The following is a 16,490-nucleotide window of genomic DNA, read 5'->3' as shown; positions in this document are numbered from 1 at the left end:
GAACGTCACCGCCAGCGCCCGATCTCGACGTTCTCCAGGATGCCGAGCGCGTCCGGCACGAGCACCGCGGCCGAGTAGTACGCCGTCACCAGGTAGGAGATGATCGCCTGTTCGTTGATGCCCATGAAGCGCACCGACAGGCTCGGCTCGATCTCGTCCGGGATGCCCGCCTGCTGGAGTCCGACCACTCCCTGTTCGGCCTCGCCGGTACGCATGGCGATGATCGAGGTCGTACGGGCGTCGCTGACGGGGATCTTGTTGCACGGGAAGATCGGCACCCCGCGCCAGGTCGGGATGCGGTTGCCGGCGATCTCGATGCTCTCGGGGACGAGCCCGCGCTTGTTCAGTTCGCGGCCGAACGCGGAGATCGCGCGCGGGTGGGCGAGGAACAGCTTGGTGCCGCGGCGGCGGCTGAGCAGCTCGTCCATGTCGTCCGGGCCCGGTACGCCGTCGTGCGGCTGGAGCCGCTGGTCGTACTCGCAGTTGTTGAGCATGCCGAACTCGCGGTTGTTGATGAGCTCGTGCTCCTGGCGCTCCTTCAACGCCTCCACGGTGAGCCGCAACTGCTGCTCGGTCTGGTTCATCGGCTGGTTGTAGAGATCCGCCACGCGTGTGTGCAGGCGCAGGACGGTCTGGGCGATGCTCAGTTCGTACTCGCGCGGGGACGCCTCGTAGTCCACGAAGGTGCCCGGGATGTCCTGCTCACCGGTGTGGCCGGCCGCGAGGTCGATCTCCTTCTCGCCGTACTTGTTGGTGCGCTGCGACGGAATCGCGCGCAGTTCTTGAAGGTGTTCGTTCAGGGACTCGGAACGCTCCGCCACCTGTTCGAGGTCCTGGCGGGGCAGTACGAGCACGGTCACCGCCGTCACCGCCCGGGCCGTGTACTCCCAGATGGCCTCCGGGTCGATGAGTGCCTGTTCGCCGAAGTACGCGCCGTCGGCGAGGACACCGAGCACCGTGTCGCCCCCGTAGGGGCCGGTGCCGATCTTCTCGACCTTGCCGTGCGCCAGGAGGAACACCTCCTCGGCCCGGCTGCCGAACGAGGTCAGCACGTCCCCCGGTGCGAACTCCCGCTGCTGGCACCGCTGGGCGAGCTCGCCCAGCACCTCGTGGTCCTCGTACGACCGCAGCACGGACAGTTCTCCGAGCTCCGCGGGGATGACCTGGACGCGGTCGCCCGTCTTGACGAACGTCACGCGTCCGTCGCCCACGGAGTAGCTGAGCCGCCGGTTCACGCGGTACGTGCCACCTTGCACGTTCACCCACGGAAGCATGCGCAGCAGCCACCGTGAGCTGATCTCCTGCATCTGTGGCGCGGACTTGGTGGTGGTGGCCAGGTTCCGCGCGGCTGATGTGCCGAGACTCTGCTGCGGACGGTTCTGCTCCGCGCGGACCTCTTCGCCTACCGACATGAAAATTGCCCTCCCGGTCGTGCACTGATCTTCGCGGCCAAGCCTTTCATCACTGTGTGTGCTGATGCCATTACACGAATGAGGGGGAATGGATCACTCCGGACGTGGGCAGGGAGGGCCGATTCCGCTTCTCCCGGGCTGACCGGATCGGCTCGCACGCTGTGCGAACAGCTGGTTCCGGCCACCCGGCCGGATATAGAAGCTGCGGTACCAGACGGCCGCGGCAGGGCGGCCGACGAACAGCGCGAAGGAGTCGGCCATGGCATCGCCCATGTCCGCGGGCAGGTTCCTCGACCGGATCAGGGACGAAGGAGTCCATGTCGTCGAGGTCGGCGACTGGAAGCATCACAACCGCAATCACAAGGGCCCGTGGGGGCCGGTGCACGGGGTGATGATCCACCACACGGTGACCTCGGGCGGCGCGCTCACGGTCGGGCTGTGCCGCGAGGGCCGCGAGGACCTGCCCGGACCGCTGTGCCACGGGGTCATCACCAAGGACGGCGTCCTGCACCTGGTCGGCTACGGCCGCGCCAACCACGCGGGCCTCGGCGACGACGAGGTGCTGCGTGCGGTGATCGCCGAGAAGGCGCTGCCGCACGACAACGAGGCGAACACCGACGGCAACCGCCACTTCTACGGCTTCGAGTGCGAGAACCTCGGCGACGGCAAGGACCCGTGGCCCGAGGCGCAGCTCGACGCCATCGCCAAGGTCTCCGCCGCGATCTGCCGGTTCCACGGCTGGACGGAGCGCTCGGTCATCGGCCACCTGGAGTGGCAGCCGGGGAAGGTGGACCCGCGGGGCTTCACGATGAACTCGCTGCGGGGACGCGTCCGCGAGCTGCTGAAGTGAGCTGAGGCGCCGAGGGCCGGAGGCGGACGGCCGGTGCCTCGGCCGCCCGCCTCCGGCCGCCCCCGGACAGGTGTCCGACAATGGACCCGTGACCAGCCCCGACACCCCGGACGACGGCCCGGGCCGCACCGGGCCCGCCTCCGGCGACCCGGAAGCCCCCGACCCGGCCGCCCCGCGCCCCGCCGCCCGCCCGGCGGACCCGGCCGGCCCCCAGGACTCCCGCACCGCGCGTGTCGTGCCGCACCCGGCCGTCGCGGCCCCTCCCACGGGCCCGCGCACCCCGTGCGGGACTCCGGCTCCCGTCGGTCCCCCGCCACGGCTCCCGTCACCGTTGGTGGAGGCCGGGGACGCGCGGTTCGCGCGGCACGGCGTGCGGCTGGTGCTGAAGCGGGACGACCTGATCCACCCGGAGCTGATCGGCAACAAGTGGCGCAAGCTGACGCCGAACCTCGAAGCGGCGGCGGGCCGCACCCTGGTCACCTTCGGCGGGGCCTACTCGAACCATCTGCGCGCCACCGCCGCCGCGGGCCGTCTCCTCGGGCAGCCCACCGTGGGCGTGGTCCGCGGCCAGGAGCTGGCCGACCGCCCCCTGAACCCCTCACTGGCCCGCTGCGCCGCCGACGGCATGCGTCTCCACTTCGTCGACAGATCGACGTACCGGCACAAGACGGAACCTCGGACGCTGGCCGGGATCCTGCGGGCGACAGGCACCGAGGACGCGTACGTCGTGCCCGAGGGCGGCAGCAACGCCCTCGCCGTACGCGGCTGCCGGGCCCTTGGCGAGGAACTGCGGGACGAGGACGACATCGACGTGGCCGCCCTCGCCTGCGGCACCGGCGGCACCCTCGCCGGGCTGGCCGCGGGCCTCGCCCCCGGCCAGCGGGCGCTGGGCGTCCCGGTCCTGCGCGGCGGCTTCCTCGACGCCGGCACGACGGCCCTCCAGACGGCCGCGTTCGGCGCCCGGCGCGGGAACTGGTCCCTCGACGACCGCTTCCACTTCGGCGGCTACGCCCGCACCACCGCTGAACTCGACGCCTTCACGGAGGACTTCGAGCAGCGGCACGGGCTGCCCGTCGAACGTCTCTATGTCGCCAAGATGCTCTACGGACTTGTCGCCCTCGCCGGGGAAGGGGCGTTCCCGCGCGGCACGACGGTGGCGGCGGTGATCACCGGAGCGCCGTTCCCCGTCCCGGGGACCGGACCTCAGGCCGCCTCCCGGTAGGCCGCAGCCTCCTCCAGGTCCAGCCGGCGCAGCAGCGTGCGCAGCATCTCGTCGTCGATGTAGCGGTGGTCGCGCAGCTTGACGAAGACGTCGCGCTCGGTGCCGATCATCTCGCGGGAGAGCCGGCGGTAGGTGTCGTCCGTGGTCTCGCCGGTGACCGGGTTGACCGCGCCGAGCCGCTCCCAGACGGCGTTGCGGCGCCGCTCCATGACCGTGCGCAGGCGTTCGGCGAGCGGGGGCGGCAGGGCGTTGCGCTCGTCGGCGAGGAGTTCGTCGAGGCGCTCCTCGGCGGCGCGGGAGGCCTGTGCCTGGGCGTTGGCCTCGGCGAGGGTCTCGGCCTGCGTGTCGCGTCCCGGCAGTTTCAGCAGCCGGATGAGCGGGGGCAGGGTCAGGCCCTGCACGACCAGGGTGCCGATGACGGTGGTGAAGGTCAGGAAGAGGATCAGGTTGCGTTCGGGGAAGGCGTCACCGCCGTCCACGGTGAGGGGGACGGAGAAGGCGATGGCGAGCGAGACGACGCCGCGCATGCCGGCCCAGCCGATGACGAACGGCCCCTTCCAGGTGGGGTTGGCCTCGCGCTCGCGGATGCGCGCCGACAGGAGGCGGGGCAGGAAGGTGGCGGGGTACACCCACACGAAGCGGGTCACGACGACGACGAGGAAGAGGGCGAGGGCGTACCAGGCGGCGGTCGTCCCCTCGTAGGCGCCGAGGCCCTTGAGGACGACCGGGAGCTGGAGTCCGATCAGCGCGAACACCGCGGACTCCAGGACGAAGGCGACCATCTTCCACACCGCCTCCTCCTGGAGCCGGGTCGCGAAGTCCACCTCCCAGGAGCGGTGTCCGAGGTAGAGCGCGACGACGACCACCGCGAGCACACCGGAGGCGTGGAACTGCTCGGCGATGCCGTAGGCGACGAAGGGGATCAGCAGGGAGAGGGTGTTCTGGAGGAGCGCCTCGTTCATGTGGGTGCGCAGCCAGTGGATGGGGATCATCAGCACGAGCCCGACGACGACCCCGCCGACCGCCGCGAGCAGGAACTCGCCGATTCCGCCCGCCCAGGTCGCGCCCTCGCCGACCGCCGCCGCGAGCGCCACCTTGTAGGCGGTGATCGCGGTCGCGTCGTTCACCAGGGACTCGCCCTGGAGGATCGTGGTGATCCGTGAGGGCAGTCCCACGCGGCGGGCCACGGCCGTCGCGGCCACCGCGTCCGGCGGCGCGACCACGGCGCCGAGGACGAGCGCCGCGGGCAGCGGCAGGCCCGGTACGAGCAGGTAGGCGGCCCAGCCGACCACGAGGGTGGCGAAGAGGACGTACCCGACCGACAACAGCGCGACGGGCCTCAACTGGGCCCTCAGGTCGAGGTAGGAGCTGTCGGTGGCCGCCGTGTACAGCAGCGGGGGCAGCACCAGCGGGAGCACGACGTCGGGGTCGAGTTCGTACGTCGGCACTCCGGGGATGTACGAGACCAGCAGGGCCACGGCGACGATCAGCAGGGGTGCCGGGACCGGGGTGCGGCGGGCGGCCCCGGCGACCGCCGCGCTCCCCGCGACCAGCAACAGCAGTGGCAACACGTCCATCGTCTTCCGCCCGCCCTCTTTTTCCGCGCGGTGTCCCGCACGCCCGACGTAACCTGGCCATCATGAAACAGTGCACGCACGCCGACGCGCTGCCGCAGCCCGAACCCGACCCCGGGAGCGAGACCTGCATGGAGTGCGCGGCCGCCGGTACCCATCCGGTGCAGCTTCGGCTGTGTCTGGAGTGCGGGCATCTCGCCTGTTGCGACTCCTCACCGCTGCGGCACGCCTCGGAGCATCACAACACCACCGGGCACCCGATCATGCGCACGTTCGAGCAGGGGGAGAACTGGCGTTGGTGTTTCGTGGACCACGTCCTCGTCTGAGCCGTGGATCACGTACGCGCGTGACTCCCGATCCGGACGGTTCGACCGTCTGACGTCTGGGTACGTCAACCCGGCGCGCGCTCTTCCTATTTGGGGCCGCAGACCTCTAGCCACTGTCCGTACTCATAGGCTTACTATGAGTGACAGCAAGGGGCGGGGTCCCCAGGACAGGAAAGTCGGGAGCGCGGTAGCGTCACCGCTGAACGACGTAGCGCGTTACCCCGGGGGGCGACCCTCGGCCCCCGAAAGAGCTCGAATGAGCTTGTACCACCATGGAGGTGAGGGTGTCCCAGATCGCAGGCGAGCCCGCGACGAAGGACTTCGTGGAAGTCCGGCTGCCGGCCGCGGGTGCCTACCTGTCGGTACTGCGCACGGCCACGGCCGGGCTGGCGGCCCGTTTGGACTTCACCCTCGACGAGATCGAGGATCTGCGCATCGCCGTGGACGAGGCCTGCGCGATCCTGCTGCAGCAGGCCGTCCCCGGCTCGGTGCTCAGTTGTGTCTTCCGGCTGATCGACGACTCACTCGAGGTCACGGTCTCGGCGCCGACCACGGACGGTCACGCTCCGTCACGTGACACTTTCGCGTGGACCGTTCTGTCGGCTCTCGCGGGCAAGGTCGACTCCACCGTCTCCGAGGACAAGACCGTTTCGATCAGCCTCTACAAACAACGCGGCGCGGGACCCGGGCCGGCGTGAGGAACGGGGACGGGCCGGTGCGGGACGAAGAGCGCGGCACACGGGAGCCTCCCGCGGGGCGCGCCGGCGGTCCGGACGGGCCGCGGCACACGGCGGACGACGTCGACGGCATCCCCGAGCAGGCCCGGCCGCATCCGGAGATCGGCGTCTCCTCGGCGGCAGCGGCGCAGCCGGGAGCCTTCCCCGGCCGGGGAGGTCCCCCCGGTTCGAGCGCGGCCGAGGACACGGGGGAAGAGCCTCGAGCTCGGGAAATGGTGACGGGCGGGACTATGAGCGAGCACGAGCGAAACGCGGAGCAGAACGTGCAGGGCGCGCAGCACGAGCGAGAGCCTGAGCAGGGCGCGCAGGGTGTGCAGGGTGTGCAGGACGCCCAGCACGAGACCGAAGCCCGGCAGATCCAGCACGGGCCGAGCGCCCAGCACATCCAGCACGACCCCCGCGACCGCAGCGGGGCGCGGGCGATGTTCATCGAGCTGCGCAAACTCCAGGACGGCAGCGCCGAGTACGCGGAGCTGCGCAACCAGCTCGTCCGCATGCATCTGCCGCTCGTCGAGCACCTGGCCCGCCGCTTCCGCAACCGCGGTGAGCCACTGGACGACCTGACCCAGGTCGCGACGATCGGGCTGATCAAGTCGGTCGACCGGTTCGACCCGGAGCGCGGTGTCGAGTTCTCGACGTACGCGACCCCGACGGTGGTCGGCGAGATCAAGCGGCACTTCCGCGACAAGGGCTGGGCGGTGCGCGTCCCGCGCCGTCTTCAGGAGCTGCGCCTCGCGCTGACCACAGCGACCGCGGAGCTCTCCCAGCTGCACGGGCGCTCCCCGACGGTGCACGAGCTGGCCGAGAAGCTCGCCATCTCGGAGGAGGAGGTCCTGGAGGGCCTGGAGTCCGCCAACGCGTACTCCACGCTGTCCCTGGACGTCCCCGACACGGACGACGAGTCCCCGGCGGTCGCGGACACCCTGGGCGCCGAGGACGAGGCGCTGGAGGGCGTCGAGTACCGCGAGTCGCTGAAGCCGCTACTGGAGGACCTGCCCCCGCGGGAGAAGCGGATCCTGCTCCTTCGCTTCTTCGGCAACATGACGCAGTCGCAGATCGCGCAGGAGGTCGGCATCTCGCAGATGCACGTCTCGCGGCTGCTGGCCCGCACGCTGGCCCAGCTTCGGGAGAAGCTCCTCGTCGAGGAGTGAGCCCCGCTACGTCTCGTCGTGTGCGTCGCCGCCGGGCCCTCGGATGCCGAGGGCCCGTGTCGTCGCCGGGTTCGCCAGCAGCACCAGGGCCACCACGGCGACGACGGCGAGGGCGATACCGGCGGGGATCGCGACGCTGTCGGCCTGGAGCAGGGTGTAGGCGACCGGCAGTGCCAGGATCTGGGTGACGAGGGCCGGGCCCCGGCTCCAGGCACGGCGCAGCAGCAGTCCGCGCGCGGCGAGCAGCGGCAGCAGCGCGAGCGCGATCAGCGTGACGCCGCCGGTGACGGCCTGCTGCCGGTTGTCGGGATCGCCTGTGAGTCCGAGGACGAGGACACAGACGCCGCCCGCCACGAGGGCGGTCCCCTCCAGCGCGGCCAGCGCCGCGGCAGCGGTCAGCCGTCCGGGGCGGGGGTCGGACCGGGGGGCGTCGGGGGTGGGATTCTGCTCACGGCTCACCCCCGAAGAGTAGCCGTCGGCCCCGGGCGCCCGAATGCCCCGGGGCCGGGAACCGCACCGTCACGGGCGGCGCGGCGATCCGGTTTCGCACCCCTGCCGCACCTGCGGACTCTTACTGGATCCCTACCTCGGTCTGGGACGAGTACCACCCAGTAGGTACGCTGCATCGCATGCGTGCACTTCTTGTGGTCAATCCGGCGGCAACCACCACCAGTGCGCGTACGCGTGACGTCTTGATCCACGCGTTGGCCAGTGAGATGAAACTGGAAGTGGTCACGACCGAGTACCGCGGGCACGCCCGGGACCTCGGCAGGCAGGCCGCGGACAGCGACGACATAGACATGGTCGTGGCCCTCGGCGGGGACGGCACGGTCAACGAGGTCGTGAACGGTCTGCTGCACCGGGGCCCCGACTCCCGCCTTCCCGGCCTCGCCGTGGTCCCCGGCGGCTCCACCAACGTCTTCGCCCGCGCCCTGGGCCTGCCGAACGACGCCGTGGAGGCGACGGGCGCCCTGCTGGACGCGCTGCGCGAGGAGCGCGAGCGCACGGTCGGCCTCGGTCTGGCCGCGGGCACGCCCGGCACCGAGGACGAGTCCGTCCCCTCCCGCTGGTTCACCTTCTGCGCCGGCCTCGGCTTCGACGCCGGGGTGGTGGGCCGGGTCGAACAGCAGCGCGAGCTCGGCCGGCGCTCCACGCACGCGCTGTATCTCCGCCAAGTGCTGCGTCAGTTTCTGGACGATCCTCACCGCCGGCACGGAACGATCACCCTGGAGCGCCCCGGCGCCGACCCGGTCACCGATCTGGTCCTGTCCATCATCTGCAACACCTCGCCGTGGACGTTTCTCGGCAATCGTCCGGTGTACGCGGCACCTAAGGCCTCGTTCGATACCGGACTCGACGTACTGGCACTCAGCCGCATGTCGACGCCCTCGGTCGCCCGGTATGCCACCCAGTTGCTCACTTCGTCCCCCGAGCGTGGACCCCACGGCAAGCACGCCGTCACTCTGCATGACCTGGCGGACTTCACCTTGCATTCGAAGGCTCCACTCCCCCTCCAGATGGACGGCGACCACCTGGGACTGCGTACGAGCGTGACGTTCACAGGCGTACGCCGTGCACTGCGTGTGATTGTGTGAGCGGAAGGGGCCAAACTCCTTTCACTCGAACGTTTAGACCACGGTCCACCCCATGGAAGTACGGCTGTGACTCAGCCGACACCGAGGAATCAAAAAAAACTTTCCGGAAGGGGTTGTATCCGCCGCTGAGGTTTGCGAGTCTCTACGTGGCGCTCGGGACGGCCCGCAACACCGGCCCCCAGAGCACCGGAACCCCTCCTCAAATCACAGGACCACACCAGTCCGTCTGGCTGTCGGCCCTTCACTTGTTGAGGGATTCGTGAAAGCGTTCACATTCACAAGCAACGTGCATGTAATACCAAGGAGAGGTAGCAGCCATGGACTGGCGTCACAACGCCGTTTGCCGCGAGGAAGACCCCGAGCTCTTCTTCCCCATCGGCAACACCGGTCCTGCGCTGCTGCAGATCGAGGAAGCCAAGGCCGTCTGTCGCCGCTGCCCCGTCATGGAGCAGTGTCTGCAGTGGGCGCTCGAGTCCGGCCAGGACTCCGGCGTCTGGGGTGGCCTCAGCGAGGACGAGCGCCGCGCAATGAAGCGCCGTGCCGCCCGCAACCGAGCTCGTCAGGCCACCGCCTGACGTTCCACCCCGCACGAGCCTGAGCTTGGCGGCGCGTACAACGAGTACGCAACTCCCGCCCCCGAGCCGCAGCGCGCAGTACCCCGATGCGCTTGATGCAACGAGCTTTCAGCCCCGGACCACCTGGTGGTCCGGGGCTCATTGCTGTTCGCGTCCGGTACCCGGCGCTCCCGGCGTCCAGCACCGGTCACAGTGAGTGACGGGCATCCATGGGCATCGAATGCCCCTGCCCATCGGCCACTTGTGCGGGTATTTGTCCTGCTGTTCGTCCGGGCCCGCTACTTCGGCACGACCACCGGGATGTCCAGGAGCACCTGGGTGCCGCGCTCCGGAGCGGCCACCATGTCGAAGGTGCCGCCCAACTCGCCCTCCACCAGCGTCCGTACGATCTGCAGGCCGAGGTTGCCCGACCGGTGCGGGTCGAAGCCCTCGGGGAGTCCGACCCCGTCGTCCTGGACGGTGACCAGCAGCCGGGCGTCCTTGGAGGTGCCGCCGCGCACCGCGGAGACCTCGACGGTGCCCCGGTCGCCCTCGCGGAAGCCGTGCTCCAGCGCGTTCTGGAGGACCTCGGTGAGGACCATCGAGAGCGGGGTCGCGACCTCGGCGTCCAGGATGCCGAAGCGTCCGGTGCGCCGGCCGGTGACCTTGCCCGGCGAGATCTCGGCGACCATGGCGAGCACCCGGTCGGCGATCTCGTCGAACTCCACGCGCTCGTCCAGGTTCTGGGAGAGCGTCTCGTGGACGATCGCGATCGAGCCGACCCGGCGCACGGCCTCCTCCAGGGCTTCCCGGCCCCGGTCCGACTCGATGCGGCGGGCCTGGAGCCGCAGCAGGGCGGCGACCGTCTGGAGGTTGTTCTTCACCCGGTGGTGGATCTCCCGGATGGTGGCGTCCTTGGTGATCAATTCGCGCTCGCGGCGGCGCAGTTCGGTGACATCGCGGAGCAGGACCAGGGAACCGACGCGGGTGCCCTTGGGCTTCAGCGGGATCGCCCGGAGCTGGATCACCCCGTCTGCGCTCTCGATCTCGAACTCACGGGGCGCCCAGCCGCTGGCCACCTTCGACAGCGCCTCGTCCACCGGACCCCGGGACGGGGCGAGTTCGGCGGTCGTGGAGCCGAGGTTGTGACCCACCAGGTCGGAGGCCAGGCCGATGCGGTGGTACGCCGAGAGCGCGTTCGGCGAGGCGTACTGGACGATGCCGTCCGCGTCGAGGCGGATCAGCCCGTCGCCGACCCTGGGCGAGGCGTCCATGTCGACCTGCTGGTCGGGGAACGGGAAGGTGCCCGCCGCGATCATCTGCGCGAGGTCGGAGGCGCTCTGGAGATACGTCAGTTCGAGGCGGCTCGGGGTGCGCACGGTGAGCAGGTTGGTGTTGCGCGCGATGACTCCGAGGACCCGGCCCTCACGCCGTACGGGAATGGACTCGACCCGGACCGGAACCTCCTCGCGCCACTCGGGATCACCCTCGCGCACGATCCGGCCCTCGTCGAGCGCGGCGTCCAGCAGGGGGCGGCGGCCGCGCGGGACCAGATGGCCGACCATGTCGTCCTGGTACGAGGTGGGCCCGGTGTTGGGGCGCATCTGGGCGACCGAGACGTAGCGGGTGCCGTCGCGCGTGGGGACCCACAGGACGAGGTCGGCGAAGGAGAGGTCGGAGAGCAGCTGCCACTCCGAGACCAGCAGATGAAGCCACTCGAGATCGGAGTCGTCGAGGGCTGTGTGCTGGCGTACGAGGTCGTTCATGGAGGGCACGAGTGCGAGCGTACCCGGAGGATCCGACAGGTCCCGAAATCGGCCGCGCTCCCGGCGCCCCGGAAGCGCCGTGCGGCCCCGGAAACACCCGCGGGCCGCGGCGCCTGGGAGGGACCCTCAACCCTCCCGGCACCGCAGCCCGGAGCAACAACGGCCGTGGGGTGTGCGGTCCCGGTCGGCCGAAGAGAGGAGCCGGTGCAGTCAGGGCAGAGAGCGCCGGTTCCTCGGTCCGTCTTCCTGTGCGGGGAAGACGGAGGCTTGTTCAGTTTCTCAAAGCATTGTGGACTAGACCATGGTTCCGCGTCCATGCGTCCGCACCCGCGGGCGCGTCCACGGCCCTTGCGCTCCGGTCGTGTTCGCCGTCGTCCGCTCATCCAACACCAGGAGCGCCCGTCAGACTATCCCGCTTCGGTTCACGAACGGGAGGCGTCGCCGCAGCCGGAGTCGCCGGACGGGCGGAACGGGCCGGGGCGGATCCCCGCGGGGACGGCGGTTCACCCCGCGACGCGCCCCGCGACGGGGCGACGAAAGGGTGACGCTCTGCTAGATTGGTCTATACCACATGTGTCCCCCTTCGGATTCGGATGCGTTCCTGAGTCCCCTCTCCAGATCGGCAGGCCCAGCGTGGAAGTTGTCATCGTCCCGGACGCCAAGGCGGGCGGCGAGCTGATCGCCGAGGCCATGGCGGAACTGCTCAGGCGCAAGCCCGACGCGCTCCTCGGCGTGGCCACCGGCTCGACGCCGCTGCCCATCTACGCGGCGCTGGCGGCCCGAGTGGGTTCCGGTGCCGTGGACACCTCGGGTGCGCGCATCGCCCAGCTCGACGAGTACGTGGGGCTGCCGGCCGAGCACCCCGAGTCCTACCGCTCCGTGCTGCGGCGCGAGGTGCTGGAGCCGCTGGGCATCGGCATGGACGCGTTCATGGGGCCCGACGGCACGGCGGCGGACGTCCAGGCCGCGTGCGAGGCGTACGACAGGGCGCTGGCGGCGGCCGGCGGGGTCGACCTCCAGCTGCTGGGGATCGGGACGGACGGGCACATCGGGTTCAACGAACCGTGCTCCTCGCTCGCCTCCCGGACCCGCATCAAGACGCTGACCGAGCAGACCCGGGTGGACAACGCCCGCTTCTTCGACGGCGACATCGAGCAGGTGCCGCACCACGTCATCACCCAGGGCATCGGCACGATCCTGGAGGCACGGCACCTGGTGCTGCTCGCGACCGGCGAGGGCAAGGCGGACGCCGTGGCGGCGACGGTCGAGGGGCCGGTCGCGGCGGTCTGCCCCGCGTCGGCGCTTCAGCTGCACCCGCACGCGACGGTGGTCGTCGACGACGCCGCCGCGTCCAAGCTGAAGCTCGGGGACTACTTCCGCCAGACGTTCGCCGCCAAGCCGGACTGGCAGGGCATCTAGAGGCGGGCCGGCGCGCCGCGCCCCGCCGCGGAGACAGAACGGTGCCGGGCACTCCCGAGGGAGTGCCCGGCACGTTGTGCGTGGTGGCCCGGTGCGCCCCGGGGCCAGGGCCCGGAAGCCCGGGGGCCGACACCGGGGCCAGGCCCAGGGCCAGGGCTGAGTCCCGAGGCCGGGGCCCGGAGGCCAGGCCCGGGGCCCGGAAGACAGGCCCGGGGCCCGGAAGACAGGCCCGGGGCCCGGAAGACAGGCCCGGGGCCCGGAAGACAGGCCCGGGGCCCGGGGCGCTACGCGCCCGCGATGACCTCCGCCGCCGCGCGGCCGCACACCCGTGCCGCGCCGTGGGTGGCGATGTGCAGGGCTCCCCGGGGAGCCGACTGGGGGACGCCCATCTCGACCACGACGGTGTCGGGGCGGGAGGCGAGCAGGGTGTCGAGGGCCGCCGTCATCCAGGGGTGACGGTGCTCGTCGCGGACCACCGCGACGAGGGGCCGCCCGGCGGCGGCCGCGAGCGCCGAGGAGCCCGCGTCCTCACCGGTGAAGCTGCCGGTCTCGGTGCCGGGAAGCAGCCGGGCCAGTTCCGCCGCCACGCCCCAGGGGGTCTCGTCGCCGACGGCGATGTTCGCGACCGGGGTGAGCGCTGCGACGTAGGGAGCCTCGGTGAGCGGGGTGTACGACGCGGAGCGGGTCACGGTCAGCGCGCGCCGGGCGGCGACCAGGCCCACATCGGCGGTCCGGGCCGTACCGCCGCCGGCTCCGTCCGGCCTGCCCGCTCCGTGCGACCCGCCGGTTCCGTCGGGACTGCCCGTACCGCCTGTACCCGCTGTACCGTTCGCACGACCGGTGACATCCGTACCACCGGTACCGTTCACGCCACCCGTACCGCTCGCACCACCCGTACCGCCCGAGCTGTTCGATCCGTTCGAGCTGTTCAAGCCATTCGTGGGAGAGCCGGCCGCCGGGCCGGAGGCGGCCGGGGAGGCCTTCCGGGCGGCGGCGGTCACGGCCGTCCACTCGGCCAGCGCCCGCACCCGGTTCGCCGCGTCCGCGAGGCGTTCCTCGGGGAGCTCGCCGGACCGGACGGCGGAGACCAGGGCGTCGCGCAGCCGGCGCACGGTGTCGTCGTCCGCCAGCCCGCCGCCGACGCAGATGGCGTCCGCACCGGCCGCGATGGCCAGCACACTGCCCCGCTCGATGCCGTACGTCGCCGCGATGGCCTGCATCTCCATGCCGTCGGTGACGATGAGGCCCTCGTAGCCGAGCTCCTCGCGCAGCAGGCCCGTGAGGATGCGGCGGGAGAGGGTGGCCGGGCGGTCCGGGTCCAGCGCCGGGACGAGGATGTGCGCGCTCATCACGGCACGGCTGCCCGCGGCGATGGCGGCCCGGAAGGGGACGAGTTCGCGGGACTGGAGGACCGACAGGTCCACGTCGATGCGCGGCAGGGCGTGGTGGGAGTCCACCGCGGTGTCCCCGTGGCCCGGGAAGTGCTTGGTGCAGGCGGCCACGCCCGCGGCCTGGAGGCCCCTGACGTAGGCGGCCGTGTGCCGGGCCACCAGGCCGGTGTCGGCCCCGAAGGACCGTACGCCGATGACCGGGTTGGCCGGGTTGGAGTTCACGTCGGCGGACGGGGCCCAGTTGAGGTTCACCCCGCACGCGGCCAGTCTGCGGCCGAGTTCGAGGGCGACCGCCTCGGTGAGCGCCACGTCGTCGACGGCGCCCAGCGCGTGGTTGCCCGGGAAGGACGAGCCGGTGCGCACCTCCAGACGGGTGACGTCACCGCCCTCCTCGTCGATGGCGACGAGGACGTCGTCCCGTTCGACGCGCAACTGGGCGGTCAGTGCCGCCAGTTGATCGGGCGAGGCGATGTTGCGGCCGAACAGGCCGACGGAGGCGAGGCCTTCACCGAGACGGCGCAGCAGCCAGTCCGGGGCCGTGGTCCCGGTGAAACCGGGCTGGAGCACGGTGAGGGCGTCGCGCGTCAGGGTGTCTGTACCACTGGCGAATGTCGTCATCGGGAGGCGTTATCCCTTCACGGCGCCCGCGGTCAGACCCGCGGCCATCTTGCGCTGGACAAGGAGGAACAGGACGACGATCGGCACGGCCATCATGGTGGATCCGGCCATCATCGGGGCGTACTCGGTGCCGTGCTTGGTGGTGAAGTTGCCGAGCCAGACCGTGGCGGTCTGGTTCTGCTGGCTCAGCAGCATGAGGGCGTAGAGGTATTCGTTCCAGGCCTGGATGAAGGCGTAGACGGACGTCGCGACCATGCCGGGGGCCAGCAGCGGGAAGACCACGCGGATGAAGGCGCTCGTGCGGCTGCATCCGTCGACCATCGCCGCCTCCTCCAGCTCCTTCGGGATGTTGACGATGAAGCCGCGCAGCGTCCACACCGTGAAGGGGAGGATGAAGGTCAGGTACGTGAGGATCAGACCGGAGAGCTTGTCGTACTGGTGCAGGTCGTTCAGCAGCAGGAAGACCGGGATGATCATGGCGACGAGCGGAACCATCTGGACCGCGAGGATGCCGACGATCACGATCTTGCGGCCGCGGAAGGCGAAGCGGGAGATGGCCAGAGCGGCCAGCATCCCGACCACGATGCCGACCACGACCACCGAGACGGAGACGATCAGGCTGCGGCCCACCGGGCCCCAGAAGTCGGCGATGTCCAGCGCTCGGCGGAAGTTGTCGAGCGTGAACCCGGTGGGGAGCAGGCTCGGATCGGGGTCGATGGCGTCCTTGGCCGGCTTGATCGCCGTGTTGAGCATCCAGTAGACGGGGAAGCCCGCGGTGAGGAAGACGACCAGGCCGAGCAGGTTCCAGCCGAGCTTGGACTTGCGGGGCCGGGAGGACTTCCGCCCCGTGGCGGACGTACGCCCGGACGTGGCGACGGCACTCATTCGACCTCTCCGATCTGCAGCATCTGACGCATGTACACGGCGACCACGCCCAGGAGCAGCAGCACGGTCAGCACCGCGATCGCCGATCCCTGCGCGTAGTCGTTGACGACGAAGGCGCGGTCGTACGAGTACGTGGTGAGCAACTGGAACTCCGCCTCCGGGTGGCCGCCCCGCATGACGAAGACCTGCGGGAAGACGCCCATGTCCCAGATGACGGAGAGGGTCGTCAGCATGACGATGATCGGCTTGAGGATCGGCAGCGTGACATGGCGGAAGACGCCCCAGGCACCCGCGCCGTCGAGCCGTGCGGCCTCCTCCAGCTCGGCGGGGACCTGGGTGAGTCCGGCGCTGAGCGTGATGACCACGAAGGGCACCGCGCCCCAGACGACCAGGAGCATGATCACGCTCAGGCCCTGCGTCCCGCTGGCGAACCAGTTGTGGCCGACCATGTCGACGCCGGGCAGCCTGCTGAGCAGCGCGTTGAAGACGCCGTAGTCGGAGTCGAAGAGCCACTTGAAGACGGTGGTGGCCACGATGATGGGCATGCCCCAGCTCGCCACCAGCACGATGTTGATCAGCGTCTTCACCCAGCCGGACACCCGCTGGAGGAGCAGCGCGATCAGCATGCCGATGACCATGGTGAAGACGACGGCCCCGCCGGCGAACAGGACGGTCCGGACGACCACCGCCCAGAACTCGCTGTCCGAGAGCACGCCCTCGAAGTTGTCGAAGCCGACCGACTCGGCCGGCTGGAAGCCCCAGAGCTGGGACTGGCCGAACTTCTGGAAGGAGAGCGTGACCAGGCGCACCAGCGGATAGCCGAGGACGAGCGCGAGGATCAGCAGGCACGGGGCGAGCAGGGCCCAGGGGGCCGCCGCCGCACCCGAGGTCCGCCTGGCGCGTGGCGCCTTCGCGACGGCCGGTGGTGGTGCCTGCCGCGGCGGCGGCACCTTGGCAGGGGTGGTCGTGTCTGCGGCACTCATCGCGCGC

15 protein-coding genes are annotated in these 16,490 nt (G+C 70.8%); 8 read left to right on the top strand and 7 right to left on the bottom strand.

Translation table 11 applies throughout. From position 1 onward, the window contains the following. Positions 1-5: 5 nt before the first annotated feature. Complete coding sequence (locus OG410_RS27655) at positions 6-1,412, bottom strand: family 2B encapsulin nanocompartment shell protein (RefSeq protein ID WP_329301602.1); 1,407 nt, start codon at positions 1,410-1,412, stop codon at positions 6-8. Between the two features lie 259 nt (positions 1,413-1,671). Between OG410_RS27655 and OG410_RS27650 the strand changes: the two genes are divergently transcribed. Both OG410_RS27650 and OG410_RS27645 read left to right on the top strand, forming a co-directional pair. Then, positions 1,672-2,262, top strand: coding sequence for an N-acetylmuramoyl-L-alanine amidase (locus OG410_RS27650; protein ID WP_329301601.1), 591 nt, complete (start codon positions 1,672-1,674; stop codon positions 2,260-2,262). 331 nt (positions 2,263-2,593) lie between these two features. After that, entirely contained in the window at positions 2,594-3,484 is an 891-nt protein-coding gene (locus OG410_RS27645) for a 1-aminocyclopropane-1-carboxylate deaminase/D-cysteine desulfhydrase (protein WP_329304270.1), read from the top strand. On the opposite strand, the gene OG410_RS27640 is transcribed toward OG410_RS27645, so the two are convergent. Beyond that, complete coding sequence (locus OG410_RS27640; protein ID WP_329301600.1) at positions 3,466-5,061, bottom strand: Na+/H+ antiporter; 1,596 nt, start codon at positions 5,059-5,061, stop codon at positions 3,466-3,468. The genes OG410_RS27645 and OG410_RS27640 overlap by 19 nt on opposite strands. Before the next feature lie 62 nt (positions 5,062-5,123). On the opposite strand from OG410_RS27640, the gene OG410_RS27635 reads away from it, so the two are divergent. The 3 genes from OG410_RS27635 (at position 5,124) to OG410_RS27625 (ending at position 7,272) form a co-directional block, all read left to right on the top strand. Further along, positions 5,124-5,384: a UBP-type zinc finger domain-containing protein gene (locus OG410_RS27635; RefSeq protein WP_329301599.1), complete on the top strand. Its 261-nt coding sequence runs from the start codon at positions 5,124-5,126 to the stop codon at positions 5,382-5,384. A 284-nt stretch (positions 5,385-5,668) separates the two neighbouring features. Next, entirely contained in the window at positions 5,669-6,082 is a 414-nt protein-coding gene (locus OG410_RS27630) for an anti-sigma regulatory factor (RefSeq protein WP_328448386.1), read from the top strand. Beyond that, positions 6,079-7,272, top strand: coding sequence for a SigB/SigF/SigG family RNA polymerase sigma factor (locus tag OG410_RS27625; protein ID WP_329301598.1), 1,194 nt, complete (start codon positions 6,079-6,081; stop codon positions 7,270-7,272). The genes OG410_RS27630 and OG410_RS27625 overlap by 4 nt, the downstream gene beginning before the upstream one ends. A gap of 6 nt (positions 7,273-7,278) precedes the next feature. Here the strand turns inward: OG410_RS27625 and OG410_RS27620 are convergent, their stop codons facing one another. Next, the gene (locus OG410_RS27620) at positions 7,279-7,731 is read right to left on the bottom strand and encodes a hypothetical protein (protein ID WP_329301597.1); all 453 of its coding nucleotides are present in this window, start codon (positions 7,729-7,731) and stop codon (positions 7,279-7,281) included. 170 nt (positions 7,732-7,901) lie between these two features. On the opposite strand from OG410_RS27620, the gene OG410_RS27615 reads away from it, so the two are divergent. Both OG410_RS27615 and OG410_RS27610 read left to right on the top strand, forming a co-directional pair. Then, on the top strand, positions 7,902-8,867 hold the full coding sequence (locus OG410_RS27615) for a diacylglycerol/lipid kinase family protein (protein ID WP_329301596.1): 966 nt from the start codon (positions 7,902-7,904) through the stop codon (positions 8,865-8,867). A 317-nt stretch (positions 8,868-9,184) separates the two neighbouring features. Next, positions 9,185-9,442, top strand: a complete 258-nt coding sequence (locus OG410_RS27610) for a WhiB family transcriptional regulator (protein WP_006380970.1) — start codon at positions 9,185-9,187, stop codon at positions 9,440-9,442. Positions 9,443-9,720: 278 nt separating this feature from the next. Here the strand turns inward: OG410_RS27610 and OG410_RS27605 are convergent, their stop codons facing one another. Next, positions 9,721-11,187, bottom strand: a complete 1,467-nt coding sequence (locus OG410_RS27605) for a PAS domain-containing sensor histidine kinase (RefSeq protein WP_329304269.1) — start codon at positions 11,185-11,187, stop codon at positions 9,721-9,723. 633 nt (positions 11,188-11,820) lie between these two features. On the opposite strand from OG410_RS27605, the gene nagB reads away from it, so the two are divergent. Further along, the gene (gene nagB / locus OG410_RS27600; protein WP_329301595.1) at positions 11,821-12,606 is read left to right on the top strand and encodes a glucosamine-6-phosphate deaminase; all 786 of its coding nucleotides are present in this window, start codon (positions 11,821-11,823) and stop codon (positions 12,604-12,606) included. Between the two features lie 284 nt (positions 12,607-12,890). Here the strand turns inward: nagB and OG410_RS27595 are convergent, their stop codons facing one another. From OG410_RS27595 to OG410_RS27585, 3 genes are read right to left on the bottom strand one after another with little or no spacing between them, the layout of a single operon-like run. Then, complete coding sequence (locus tag OG410_RS27595; RefSeq protein WP_329301594.1) at positions 12,891-14,615, bottom strand: glycoside hydrolase family 3 protein; 1,725 nt, start codon at positions 14,613-14,615, stop codon at positions 12,891-12,893. A gap of 9 nt (positions 14,616-14,624) precedes the next feature. Beyond that, entirely contained in the window at positions 14,625-15,500 is an 876-nt protein-coding gene (locus OG410_RS27590; protein ID WP_329301593.1) for a carbohydrate ABC transporter permease, read from the bottom strand. Then, the gene (locus OG410_RS27585) at positions 15,497-16,483 is read right to left on the bottom strand and encodes a carbohydrate ABC transporter permease (protein ID WP_329301592.1); all 987 of its coding nucleotides are present in this window, start codon (positions 16,481-16,483) and stop codon (positions 15,497-15,499) included. Before OG410_RS27585 ends, OG410_RS27590 begins: the two co-directional genes overlap by 4 nt. Between the last annotated feature and the right edge of the window lie 7 nt (positions 16,484-16,490).

The organism is Streptomyces sp. NBC_00659 (assembly GCF_036226925.1).
Taxonomy (GTDB): Bacteria; Actinomycetota; Actinomycetes; order Streptomycetales; family Streptomycetaceae; genus Streptomyces.
Note: the sequence above shows the minus strand (reverse complement) of the source record. Positions and strands in the feature narration are given on the sequence as shown.